General features: G+C 68.0%; 7 protein-coding genes. All 7 read right to left on the reverse strand.

All coding sequences use genetic code 11. The features are described from left to right. Positions 1-3 precede the first annotated feature (3 nt). Positions 4-1,398 carry a rhamnulokinase gene (locus QUE68_RS13330; protein ID WP_286275817.1) on the reverse strand — a complete coding sequence of 465 codons (1,395 nt, stop codon included), beginning with the start codon at positions 1,396-1,398 and terminating at the stop codon, positions 4-6. A gap of 79 nt (positions 1,399-1,477) precedes the next feature. Beyond that, on the reverse strand, positions 1,478-3,514 hold the full coding sequence (locus tag QUE68_RS13335) for a bifunctional aldolase/short-chain dehydrogenase (RefSeq protein ID WP_284236079.1): 2,037 nt from the start codon (positions 3,512-3,514) through the stop codon (positions 1,478-1,480). Next, entirely contained in the window at positions 3,515-4,666 is a 1,152-nt protein-coding gene (gene rhaI, locus QUE68_RS13340) for an L-rhamnose isomerase (RefSeq protein WP_284226578.1), read from the reverse strand. A gap of 151 nt (positions 4,667-4,817) precedes the next feature. Next, positions 4,818-6,290 (reverse strand): acetyl-CoA acetyltransferase, encoded by a 1,473-nt coding sequence (locus QUE68_RS13345; protein WP_284226579.1) that lies wholly within the window; start codon positions 6,288-6,290, stop codon positions 4,818-4,820. Between the two features lie 36 nt (positions 6,291-6,326). After that, positions 6,327-7,778, reverse strand: coding sequence for an aldehyde dehydrogenase (locus QUE68_RS13350; protein WP_284226580.1), 1,452 nt, complete (start codon positions 7,776-7,778; stop codon positions 6,327-6,329). Continuing rightward, positions 7,775-10,144 (reverse strand): CoA transferase, encoded by a 2,370-nt coding sequence (locus QUE68_RS13355; RefSeq protein ID WP_284226582.1) that lies wholly within the window; start codon positions 10,142-10,144, stop codon positions 7,775-7,777. The genes QUE68_RS13350 and QUE68_RS13355 overlap by 4 nt, the downstream gene beginning before the upstream one ends. Positions 10,145-10,193: 49 nt before the next feature. Next, entirely contained in the window at positions 10,194-12,656 is a 2,463-nt protein-coding gene (locus QUE68_RS13360) for a phosphoketolase family protein (protein ID WP_284226583.1), read from the reverse strand. Between the last annotated feature and the right edge of the window lie 141 nt (positions 12,657-12,797).

Here is a 12,797-nt window from a genome sequence, read left to right on the forward strand (position 1 = left end):
ACGTCAAACCCTTCCAGCTGTCGTCCGTTGCGGGTCGAAACGTTCGCCCGCCAGCGCGGCGGCCATGCCGCCGCGGAGATCCTCGAGATCGCCGCGCAACAGGTCGTGCGCGCGGGCCTGAATCAACACGTTACCGATCGCGGTGGCCTCGACGGGGCCGGCGACCACCGGCCTGCCGACGCGGTCGGCGACCAGTTGGCAGAGCAGTCGGTTCCTCGCCCCGCCGCCCACCAGGTGAACCGTCTCGACGGGCACGCCCGTGAGGGCGGCCGACTGCTCGACGCCGCGGGCGAACCCGGCGGCTAGGCTCTCGACGATGGCCCGCGCCATCTCCGGTCGGTTCGCCGGTGCGGGCTCGCCACGTTCGGCGTACCACCCGAGGATGCGGCCGGGCATGTCGCCCGGCTCGACGAACCGCGGGTCGTCGGCGTCGAACACCGCCGGTGGTGTCGGGCAGGCGGCGGCCTGCTCCAGCAAGCGGGGCAGATCGACCCGCGAGCCGTCGCGCTCCCAGTGCCGCACGGTCTCACTGAGCAGCCAGAGTCCCATCACGTTGCGCAGGAAGCGGATTCGACCGTCAGCGCCCACCTCGTTGGTGAAGTTTGCGGCGCGGGCGTCGGCGGTGACCACCGGCGTGGCCAGCTCCACCCCGACGAGTGCCCACGTGCCACAGGAGATGTAGGCCGAGGACTCCGAGCGCATCGGGATGGCAACCACCGCCGAGGCCGTGTCGTGTGAGGCCACCGTGGTGACGCGCAGGCCCGCGGTCAACCCGGCCCGGTCGGCGAGATCGGGCAGCACGAAGCCGAGCTCCGCACCCGGTTCCGTGAGCGCGGGGAAGAGCCCGCCGGGCAGGCCCAGCCTCGACTCCAGCTCGTCGTCCCACCGCCCGTCGATGCCGAGCAATCCCGTCGTGGACGCATTGGTCCGCTCGGTCGCCATCGCGCCCGTCAGCCAGTAACCGATGAGGTCGGGCACCAGCAGCGCGGTGTCCGCGAGGTCGAGCAGACCCTCTTGCTGGTCGGCGGCGAGCTGGAACATGGTGTTGAAGGCCAGGAACTGCAATCCGTTGCGGGCGAAGATCTGTTCCTGTGGGAGTGCGGCGTGCACGATCTCGGCGCCGCGTGCGCAGCGGGAATCGCGGTAGTTGTACGGCAGCCCAAGGAGTTTCCCGTCGCGCAACAGTCCGTAGTCGACCGCCCAGGAGTCGACCCCGATGCTCATCAGATCCGGTGCCGCGCGCACCGCTTCGGCCAACCCGGCGCAGATTCCGGCGAACAGACCGGGTAGATCCCAGTGCATCGCGGTGCGCTCGCCGTTCCATAGATAGACCGGCTCATTGGCGAACCGGTTCATCTGGCGCATCTCGAGCGACCCCTGGCCCACCTCGGCCAACATCACCCGGCCGCTGGTGGCGCCGAGGTCGACTGCGACGAAAGAGGAACTCACCTGTGTCCTTTGCTCTTCGCGCAAGCGCTCATCGTAAGAACGCCGCCGCCACGCCGGCATCGACCGGCACGTGCAGTCCCGTCGTGTGCGAGAAGTCCGACGTACACAACGCGAACGCGGCGTTGGCGATGTTCTCCGGCAGGACTTCACGTTTCAGCAGGGTGCGCTGCGCGTAGTAGGCGCCGAGCTCCTCCTCCGGCACGCCGTACACCGCGGCTCGCTTGGCACCCCAGCCGCCGGCGAAGATGCCAGAGCCGCGCACCACCCCGTCGGGGTTGATGCCGTTGACCTTGACGCCGTGCTCCCCGAGTTCGGCCGCCAGTAGCCGCACTTGATGCGCCTGGTCGGCCTTGGTTGCCGAGTAGGCGATGTTGATGGGCCCGGCGAACACCGCGTTCTTCGACGAGATGTAGATGATGTCCCCGCCGAGGCCCTGGTCGATCAGCGCTCGCGCGGCGGCCTTGGACACTAGGAACGAGCCGCGGGCCATCACGTTGTGCTGCAGGTCCCAGTCCGCCGCCGTCGTCTCCAGGAGCGACTTGGACAGTGAGAGACCCGCGTTGTTGACCACGATGTCGATACCGCCGAACGCCAGGACGGTGGCGTCGATCGCGGCCTGTACGGCGGCCTCGTCGGTGACGTCGGCGGCGATGCCGATCGCGACGTCGGCCGAACCAATTGCTTCCGCTGCCGCACCGGCCTTCTCGGCATCGAGGTCGGCGATGACGACGCAGGCGCCCTCCGCCGCGAGGCGGGTCGCGATGGCCTTGCCGATACCCGACGCAGCGCCGGTGACCAGCGCGATGCGGGTGGCGAGCGCCTTCGGCTTGGGCATCCGCGCCAGCTTGGCCTCCTCGAGCGCCCAGTACTCGATGCGGAACTTCTCCGCTTCGTCGATCGGCGCGTAGGTGGAGATGGCCTCCGCCCCGCGCATCACGTTGATGGCGTTGAGGTAGAACTCGCCGGCCACCCGCGCCGTCTGCTTGTCCTTGCCGTAGCTGAACATCCCGACACCGGGGATCAGCACGATGGCCGGATCCGCCCCGCGCAGCGCGGGGCTGTCGGCGGAGGCGTGCCGGTCGTAGTACGCCTGGTAGTCCGCGCGGTAGGTCTGGTGCAAGTCGGCCAGCCTGGTCCGGCAGTCCTCGAGCGAGGCGTCGGCGGGCAGGTCGAGCACCATCGGCTTGACCTTGGTGCGCAGGAAGTGGTCGGGGCAGCTGGTGCCCAGTGCCGCGAGCCGCGGATGCGCACTGGTGGAAAGGAATTCGAGCACCCGAGGGTCGTCGGTGAAGTGGCCGACCTGAGGTTTGTCCGCCGATGCCAACCCGCGGACGAAGGGGGCCAGTGCGGCGGCCTTGGCCCGCCGCTGCTCGTCGGGCAGCGCGCCATAACCGTCCAGTGGCGCACCGAATGGCTGCGGTCGGCCGTTGGCCTCGATGTACTTCGCGACGGTGTCGATGATCTCCAGCGACCGTGCCTCGGCCTCGGTGGAGGTGTCTCCCCACGCGGTGATGCCGTGCCCGCCGAGGATGGTGCCGATGGCCTGCGGGTTGCGCTCCTTGATCTCGGCGATGTCGAGGCCCAGCTGAAAGCCGGGCCGGCGCCATGGAACCCACACCACGCGGTCACCGAAGATCTGCTTGGTCAACGCCTCACCGTCGGCGGCGGTCGCCAGCGCGATGCCCGAGTCGGGATGCAGGTGGTCGACGTGTGCCGCATCGACGAGACCGTGCATGGCGGTGTCGATGGACGGTGCCGCCCCGCCGCGGCCGTGCAGGCAGTAGTCGAAGGCGGCCACCATCTCGTCCTCGCGCTCGACGCCGGGGTAGACGTGGACCAGCGTACGCATCCGGTCCAGCCGAAGGACGGCCAGTCCGGTCTCGGTCAGTGTGCCGAGGTCTCCCCCGGAACCCTTGACCCACAACAGGTCTACCGGTTCTCCGGTGACGGGATCGACGTCGGAACCCTTGGTCGAGGTGTTGCCGCCCGCGTAGTTGGTGTTCTTGGGATCTGCCCCGAGTCGGTTGGAGCGGGCGATCAGATCGGCAACGCATGCGTTGGTCATTCATGCTCCCCAGGACGATTGGGTTCCGCCGACGCGGTCGGCGTCGACGGTCTTCTGATACCCGGACTCGGCGAACGCACGCATCGGGTGTGCGGGCAGGCCGCGTTCGGTGCGCCAGTGGGCCATCGCGGGACGGACGTCGGTGTAGAAGGCATCCATGAAGATCTCGTTGGCGCCCAGTACGTCACCGGCCTCCTGTGCCGACGCCAGCTCCTCGGTGTCCACCAGCAGCGCCCGTGCCGTCATCTCGGCCACGTTGAGCACTGAGCGGATCTGGCCCGGGATCTTGGCCTCCACGTTGTGACACTGGTCGAGCATCAACGCGAGGTCGGATCCCGTCTCCAGACCGCCGCCGCGGATCACCTCGAACATGATCCGGAACAGCTGGAACGGGTCGGCCGCGCCGACGATGAGGTCGTCGTCGGCGTAGAAGCGGGAGTTGAAGTCGAACGAACCGAGCTTCTGCAGCCGTAGCAGCTGCGCGACGATGAACTCGATGTTGGTTCCCGGTGCGTGGTGGCCGGTGTCGAGGCAGACCTTCGCGCGCTCGCCTAGCGCGCTGACCTGAGCGTAGGAGGTGCCCCAATCCGGCACGTCGGTCATGTACATCGCGGGTTCGAAGAACTTGTACTCCAACACCATTCGCTGATGGGGACCGATGTGCTGGTAGATCGACGCCAACGATTCCGCCAGCCGGTCCTGCCTGCCGCGGATGTCGCCCTGGCCTGGGTAGTTGGTGCCGTCGGCCAGCCAGATCTTGAGATCCCGTGAGCCCGTCTGGTCCATGATCTCGATACATGCCAGATGGTGGTCGATCGCCTTCTGCCGCACCATCTTGTCGATGTGCGTCAGGCTGCCGAACTTGTAGTCGTCGTCCTGGAAGGTGTTGGAGTTGATGGTGCCCAGTTGCACGCCGTGCTCGGCCGCGAAGGCGCCGAGCGCGGCGTAGTCGTCGACCCGGTCCCACGGGATGTGCAGTGCCACGGTCGGAGCCATGCCCGTGAACCGGTGCACCGTCGCGGCGTCGGCGATCTTCTCCTGGATGGTTCGCGGCGTGCCCGGCGTACCGAAGACCTTGAACCGCGTTCCCGAGTTTCCGAACGCCCACGACGGCAGTTCGATGGCGATGTTGTCGAGCAAGCTGTTGGTCATACCCCGCACCTCAGCGTTGTTGAAACGTTTCAATATGTGGTGCCGCTCACCCTAGGGAAGCCGCCCGGCGGAAGTCAACCGCCCCCCCGCGCGATATGTGCACCCGCACCCGCGCTTGCCACGGGCGCGGGTGCACAAATCGCGCGGGGCGCTACAGGAGGGTGGCGCTACCGTCGGCGAGCACGCGGACCTTGGCGCCCGCGAGGTCCTCGCGAGTACTCGCCTCGGCCTCGGTGGCGTCGGTGATCACCGCGAGGGCGCGGCTGTCGGTGGGCGTGCGGACCGCGAGGAACGCCTTCTCTGGAATGCCGTCGCGGCTGACCGGCGTGGTCCACGACTCGACGGTCCCGACACCCTCCCACTCGTCCTCGGCGATCCGCGTCGGCTGGGCGTCGACAGCAGATTGCACGTCCTCCCAACGGAATTCGTTCACTGGCGGCTCGGTCCCGTAGACGCCGAAGCTGTGCTTGGTCAGGTAACCGCCATTGGCCGTGACGAGGCCGACGGTCCCCGGCGACGAGGTCAGCCGCTCCGCCATGGTGGCGATGGAGTGCGTGACGTAGTTGTTCCACGGCCCGCCCGCAAAGGTCAGGCCGCCGGTCACCGTCAGCGGGTGAGGGCCGTCGAGCGCAAGACCGAGTTCGCGTGCGGCGACCTGGACCGCTGAGGGGAAGCAGGAGTACAGGTCGACGAAGTCCATGTCGTCGATGCCCCGACCCGCCAGCTCCAGCGCCCGGCCACCGGCGATCCGGATGGCGGGTGATCGGTCGAACGCGTCGCGCTCGCCGATCAGATAGGTGTCATGAGCGTCGGTGCCCGCATACGGGAACACCCAGCGATCGTTCGGAACCTGAAGGTATGTAGCTCTTTCCACCGACATCAGCACCAGGGCGGCTCCCTGGTCGACCATGTTGTTGGAGTTCATCAACTTGGTGTACGGCCAGCTGATCATCCGGTTGGTCGCACTGGGCTGCCAGACGTCCTCGGCGGTCACGACGCTCCGGTTCCAGGCGTGCGGGTTGCCCTGGGCGACGGTGCTGAATCCGGCCCACAGCTCGCCGATCCGGCGGCGGTGTTCGTCGGGCGTCTCCCCAGCCGTGATGCGCAACGCCTGCTCGAACATCGGGTAGACGAACGACGGCCGATCCAGATGAATGCGCAGTTCGACGGGCCCGGCCAGCGCGAACTCGTCCTCGGCGCCCTGCGGAACGGGCACCGAGTCGTCCTGCTTCGTGTAGTCCAGCTTGCCGCCCGCTGCCCGCACCTTGGTCCGGGTGCGCCACGTCTCGGCACCGGCGATGATCACGGCGTCCGCGGCGCCGCGTTGGATGTCGAGACACGCCTGGTTGACCAGCGATTGCGGGACGTTACCGCCGATGCTGGTGTACCGACCCTCGGCGTTGGTGGCTCGAATCCGTTCGGCGAGAAGCAGTCCGGGGTTGCGGTACCGCCAGGACAGCAGGTTGACGATGCGCACGGAGTCCACGGCTTCGAGCACCCGCGGATCGGCCGCGGCCCGAGCCGCCTGCTCCATCAGGTCGACGGGCTCCACCGTCGGATCACCGTCGCGTTGGTTGACCTGGCCGTAGCCGACGAGCACCGGTGTTCTGGCATCCAGCGGCATGGGTTGCCTTTCTGCTTCTCTGCTCGCGCTGGTGGGCTAGGAGGGGAAGGGTCCGACGCGGTAGATGGACTTCAGCGTCTGGTAGGCGGCCAGGCCCTCCGGGCCCAGTTCGCGACCCATGCCGCTGGCCTTGACGCCGCCGAACGGTGACTGCATGTCCAGCTGATAGTCGTTGACGCCGATGGTGCCCGTGTGGACGGCGCGGGCGACGTCGGTGGCGCGCTCGGTGTCGGTTGACCACACCGTGCCGCCGAGACCGAACTCGCTGTCGTTGGCGATCTCGATCGCCTCGCGGTCGGAGTCATACGGAATCACCGCGACCACCGGTCCGAAGATCTCCTCCTGCGCGATGCGGGCGGAGTTGTCGACGTCGGCGAAGACGGTCGGCGAGACGAACCAGCCTCGCGGCTGATCGGCCGGAACCGCGCCGCCCGCAACGACTTTGCCGCCTTCAGACTTGCCGACGTCGATGTAGTTCAGCACGCGTTCGCGCTGGCGGGCACTGACCAGCGGGCCGATGACGGTGCCCTTGTCCAGCGGGTCCCCGACGGTGAGACCGTCGGCGAGCGCCGCCACCGCGTCGACCACTTCGCCGTAACGCGACCGCGGGGCCAGGATCCGCGAGCTCAGATGACACGTCTGCCCGTTGTTGACGAACGAGGCCGACCGCAGACCCTTGATCGTCGCGTCGAGGTCGGCATCGTCGAGGATGATCGCCGCTGACTTGCCGCCCAGTTCCAGCGTGACCGGCCGCAGAAGTCGCCCGCACATCTCGGCGATGACGCGGCCCGCCGCGGTCGATCCCGTGAAGGCCACCTTGTCGATGCCGGGATGCTGCACCAGGTGCGCGCCTGCCACCGGTCCACCGGCCACGATGTTGAGAACGCCTGGCGGCAGGCCGGCCTCCTCCGCCGCCTCGCCGAATACCAATGCATCCAAGGCAGTTTCGGGAGCCGCCTTGAGCACCATCGTGCACCCCGCGGCCAGGGCGGGCGCGATCTTCATGGCCGCCAGCGCCTGCGGGTAGTTCCACGGCGTGATGGCGCCGACGACTCCGACGGGTTCGCGGCGCACGATGGTGTGCCCGATCATCGCGGGCCGGATCTCCTCATCGTCGGACTCGGCGATTAGCCCCGCGTAGTACCGCAGCAGCGCCGCGGGGAAGGCACCGTTCGAGCCCCGCGACAGCCGGATCGGCATGCCGTTCTCGCGGGTGCACAACTCGTTGGTGGTCGACGATCGCGCGGTCAGCGCGTCGGCTAAGCGGAGCAGAATGTCGGCGCGCTCGGCCGCGGGGGTGGCACGCCAGCCGTCCAGTGCCGCGCCCGCCGCTGCCACGGCGTCGTCGATCTCGGATTCGGTCGCCGAGGAGCCGTCGCCGAGCGGTTCCCCGGTCGCCGCCTCGATGACCGGTTCCACGTGAGTGGCCTTGCGAAACCGCCCGTCGATGAACAGCCTGCCGCCGTCGAAATCCGTAAGCGTCGTCATGAGGTGCTCCTGTCGTCGGGCCCGGACCATGCGAACAGCACGCCCTCGGTGATCAATCGGTCGATGTCGTCGGAGTCCAGATCCAGCACGGCACCCACGATCTCCCGAGTCTGCTCCCCCGGCATCGGGGCGGGCCGTTGGGGCGCGTCGGCGATCCGCCGGAACGGCGCCGGATGGGTTTCGGCGGTCAGCGGTGCAGCGAACAGCGGGTGGGCCATGTCGCCGTACAAATGGCGGAAGGTGAGTTGCGGATCGGCGAGGACGTCGACCGCACGATTCATCGGGCCCGCGGGCACCCCGGCGTCCTGGGCCGCCGCGGCGACCTCGGCCTTGTCGCGGGTCGACGTCCACTCCGCCAGCTGCTCCAGCAATGACGCTCTTTCACCGCGCAATTCGACGGCCCCCATGACCTTGGCCAGCGCCACGCGATCATCGTCGGAACGCACCGAGATCACGCACCATTCGTCGTCCCCAGCGCACGGGTAGACGGCGTGGACGGCGGCGTCGTCGGCGACGTCGAGGCCCGCGGCTCGTGCGGCGTCGGCGGCGTAGGTGGTGGCGAGCTGGTTGACCGCGGCCTCGGCCTGCGACACGTGCACGTGGGCACCCGCCCCGGAGGTGCTCCGGGCGATGAGTGCCGCAAGGGCACCGATCGCGGTGATCCTGGCGACGACGTGGTCCGGGAAGATCGTCGTGGCGTCGTAGAAGCCGACGTCGTTCGCGTCATCGGAGGTCCACAGCCGGCTGACACCGGTGGTGGCGCGCACCAGCGGTCCGTAACCCATCCGCCCGCTCCACGGACCGGTCGCGCCGAAGGCGCTGCTCTCGGCAAGGATGATCCCTGGGTTGAGAGCGCGCAGCTCACCAAAGGAGAAGCCAAGGGCAGCAAGGGTTCCCGGTTTGAAGTTGGCGAACACCGCATCGGACTCCGACACCAGCCGACTGAACATGGCGGCACCCTGCGGATGACGCAGATCAAGACCGAGGCTCGACTCGTTGCGATGGGTGAGCGCCCACGATCTGCTCATCGGCTGACCGGGCGGGGTCTGCCGTAACCCGTCGGGATACGTCGCACTCTCCACCTTGATCACCTCGGCACCGAGGTCGGCGAACAGTCGGCCGAGCTCGCCACCGGCGACGATGACGCCGAGATCCAGCACGCGCAATTCCTCGAACGGCTGCCCGCCCGGTGCATGGGCGGCCGGTGCGGACGGGCGCTCCACGTCGAGCCATCGGCCGTCGTCGGCACCGGGATCCGGGCAGGGACGCTCCAGACCCGCTCGGCGGCCGTCGATCACGAACGGACCGGCCAACATTTCGAGCGTCGCATCTGGCGACACTCGGGCCTCGGTCAGCGCGCCGACGTCGCGGAAGTGATCCGACGCGAGTGCCTGGGCGGGACTGAGCACGGCGGCGATGGGGACACCCCGGCGTTGACCCTCGGCGACGAGGGCGTCCATCGTCTGGTCCGCGAACAGGTCGGCGATGACGGCGTTGAGTTCACTCGAGGCGGCGTAGCGGGCGCCGATCGACTCGAACTTGGCGTCGGAGAACTGCTCCGGTTCGCCGAGCCAGGCCCGCATGCCCCGCCACTGTCGTGCCGACAGCAGGCAGATCCTGACGAACCCATCGCGGCACGGGAACGTGGGATAGATCTGCTGATTGCGCGGGCGTCCGCGCCACAATTCGCCGGACGACTTCTGCCCGACGGCGGCCTGACCCTCCGACCCGAAGGGTGGATCGAGGCACTGGACGACGGCTTCGAACCGGGAGAAGTCGATGTAATCACCACGGCCGCAGCGCAATCGGTGATAGTACGCGACCAGTGCGACCCAGGCGCCCTGAACTGCGGCGGTACCCGACGCGATGCCGTTCGGCGGCAGCACCGGACGCCCCGCGGTGGGTCCCGAGCGGGACAGTGCCGTCGACATCGCGTACAGCACGGCGTCTGTGGCCCGCCAGTCCGCGCGCGGACCCGACGTGCCGAAGTCGGTGATCTCGAGCGCGACGAGATGATCGAACCGGTCCGCCAGCTCGGCGGCGGACCTGCCGAACGAGACGGCGCCGACGGGTCCCCCACCGTCGACCAGGATGTCGGCGCGGGCGACCAGTTCGACGAAGCGGTCCCGGTCGCCGGCCTCGTGCGGATCGAGCACGGCACTTCGCTTGTTGGCGTTGTCGAGCGCGAAGGCCACCGACGCCCCCGCCACGGTGGGCCGGGCCGTGCGGTGGGCGGCACCGCCCGGTGCCTCGACCTTCAGCACGTCGGCGCCCAGATCGGCCAGGAGTCGGCTCACGCCGTCCGAATCCGGGCCCCCGGTGTCGAGCACCCGCACCGACGCCAGAAGCTGACACGTGTCAAGCATGCCGATCAGTATCGTTCAGCGACTGCGGACGGCGCGGGGCGGGGCCGAGCTACTCGTTGTCACCGCCCGTGGCCTCGGACGCCGAGATCGTCGATGCGGACGCGACGCCATGCGCGGCGGGCCACATCCAATCGCGGACCTCGGGGAGGTCGTCACCGTGCTCACGGGTGTATTCGCGCGCCGAGATCCGCCGGTCGACCATGTCCTGGCGCAGCGTGGCGTACTTCGTCTGCAGCGACGGCACGCGATCGATCACGTCGATCACCAGGTGGAACCGGTCGAGATCGTTGAGCATCACCATGTCGAACGGCGTGGTGGTGGTGCCCTCCTCCTTGTATCCCCTGACGTGGAAGGCATTGGCGTTGGTGCGGCGGTAGATCAGCCGGTGGATGAGCCACGGGTACCCGTGATAGGCGAAGACGACCGGCTTGTCGGGTGTGAAGACCATGTCGAAGGCCTTGCTGGACAAGCCGTGTGGATGTTCGGTGTCATCCTGCAGCCGCATCAGGTCCACGACGTTGACGAACCGGATCCGCAAACCCGGAATGTGCTGCTTCAGCAGGTCGACCGCCGCGAGTCCCTCCAGCGTCGGAACGTCACCGGCCGTGGCGATCACGACGTCGGGTTCCTCGCCGGGCTCCTCGCTGCCCGCCCACTCCCAGATGCCGAGCCCCCTGGTGCAGTGGGCGACCGCCTCCTCCATGGTCAGGAAGTTGGGCGCCGGCTGCTTGCCCGCGACCACCACGTTGACGTACTGGCGGGAGCGCAAGCAGTGGTCATACGTGGAGAGCAGGGTGTTCGCATCCGGTGGGAGATAGACCCTGACGACCTCGGCGCGCTTGTTGACGACGTGATCGATGAAGCCGGGGTCCTGGTGGCTGAACCCGTTGTGGTCCTGTCGCCAGACATGGCTCGACAGCAAGTAGTTCAAGCTTGCGATCGGTCGGCGCCACGGAATGTGGTTGGTGACCTTCAGCCACTTGGCGTGCTGGTTCATCATCGAGTCGATGATGTGGATGAACGCCTCGTAGCAGTTGAACAGACCGTGCCGCCCGGTCAGCAAGTATCCCTCGAGCCACCCCTGGCACTGGTGCTCGGACAGCATCTCTACGACCCGGCCGACGCGGGCGAGGTGATCGTCGACCTCGGCCGAGACGTACTCGGCGTTCCACTGCTTGTCGGTCGCGTCGAACACGCCCTGCAAGCGGTTCGAGGCTGTCTCGTCGGGCCCGAAGATGCGGAAGTTGTTCGGGTTCAACCGAATCACGTCGGTCAGCCAGCCGCCAAGGACCCTGGTGGCCTCCGCCAGGGTCGCCCCCGGGGCGGGAACGTCGACGCCGTATTCGCGGAAGTCGGGCAGCCGCAGATCCTTCAGGAGCTGTCCGCCGTTGGTGTGGGGGTTGTCGCTCATCCGCAACGTGCCCTCCGGCGCCAGTTCGGCGATGTCGGACTGCAGTCGGCCGTCCTCGTCGAACAGCTCGTCGGGTCGGTAGGAGGCCAGCCAGGTGGCGAGCACCTCGAGGTGTTCCGGTGTGTCGCGGGCGTTGGCGAGGGGCACCTGATGGGCACGCCAGGAACCGGTGGTCTTCTTGCCGTCGATGTAGGCGGGTCCGGTCCATCCCTTCGGGGTACGGAACACGATCATCGGCCAACGCGGCCGATCCTCGCCGCCGCCCTGCGCCGTGGCCTTGATCCGCGCGATCTCGTCGAGGACGGCGTCGAGCAAGGTGGCGAATCGACGATGGACGTCGGCGAAGTCCGTGTGCTCTGGATCGTCGGGGACCTCGAAGAAGTATGGCTCGTGCCCGTAGCCGACCATCAGACTGCGCAGTTCGTCTTCTGGAATGCGTGCCAGCACAGTCGGATTGGCGATCTTGAACCCGTTCAGGTGCAAGATGGGAAGCACCACGCCGTCCTTGGCGGGATTGGTGAACTTGTTCGAGTGCCAACTCGTCGCTAGCGCCCCAGTTTCCGCCTCGCCGTCACCGACGACGGCCGCGACGAGTAGGTCCGGGTTGTCGAAGGCCGCACCGTAGGCGTGCGAAAGGGCATAACCCAACTCGCCGCCCTCATGGATTGAACCCGGCGTCTCGGGAGCGACGTGGGAGGGGATGCCCCCGGGAAAGGAGAACTGCCGGAACAGTCGACGCAGCCCCTCGGCGTCCTGGGTGATGTCGGAGTACACCTCCGAATACGTCCCGTCGAGGTAGGCGTTGGCGACCAGGCCGGGACCGCCGTGCCCCGGGCCGGTGACGTAGATCGTCGACTGCGCGCGCGCCTTGATCGCGCGGTTGAGGTGGGCGTAGAGGAAGTTGAGTCCGGGTGTGGTCCCCCAGTGGCCCAGCAGCCGGGGCTTGACGTCGTCACGGGTCAGCGGGGTGCGCAGCAGCGGGTTGTCGAGCAGGTAGATCTGGCCCACGGAGAGGTAGTTCGCCGCCCGCCACCAGCGGTCGAGCCGGGCGATCGTCGCCTCGTCGGGTGGGGCGGCATGGTCAGTGGTCCAGGCGGTCATCGAAATACACTCCTACGGCGTCGGGTGACGCCCTGGGTGACATCCAACCGCCGGAGAAGCCCGGCCGCTGGGTCGGACTGAGGAATTCACCTGGAGGTTACCCGTGTGTTGGGTCACTCGACGGTCGGTTCTGACCTGGGC

It is taken from the genome of Mycolicibacterium sp. TUM20985 (genome assembly GCF_030295745.1).
GTDB lineage: Bacteria > Actinomycetota > Actinomycetes > Mycobacteriales > Mycobacteriaceae > Mycobacterium.

Bases quoted from the DNA above. Each gene is read 5' to 3' on its own strand.
- QUE68_RS13350 (WP_284226580.1), bottom strand. From the start codon at position 7,778: ATGACGACGCTTACGGATTTCGACGGCGGCAGGCTGTTCATCGACGGG.
- QUE68_RS13360 (WP_284226583.1), bottom strand. From the start codon at position 12,656: ATGACCGCCTGGACCACTGACCATGCCGCCCCACCCGACGAGGCGACG.
- QUE68_RS13330 (WP_286275817.1), bottom strand. From the start codon at position 1,398: ATGTTGGCCGAGGTGGGCCAGGGGTCGCTCGAGATGCGCCAGATGAAC.
- QUE68_RS13335 (WP_284236079.1), bottom strand. From the start codon at position 3,514: ATGACCAACGCATGCGTTGCCGATCTGATCGCCCGCTCCAACCGACTC.
- rhaI (WP_284226578.1), bottom strand. From the start codon at position 4,666: ATGACCAACAGCTTGCTCGACAACATCGCCATCGAACTGCCGTCGTGG.
- QUE68_RS13345 (WP_284226579.1), bottom strand. From the start codon at position 6,290: ATGCCGCTGGATGCCAGAACACCGGTGCTCGTCGGCTACGGCCAGGTC.
- QUE68_RS13355 (WP_284226582.1), bottom strand. From the start codon at position 10,144: ATGCTTGACACGTGTCAGCTTCTGGCGTCGGTGCGGGTGCTCGACACC.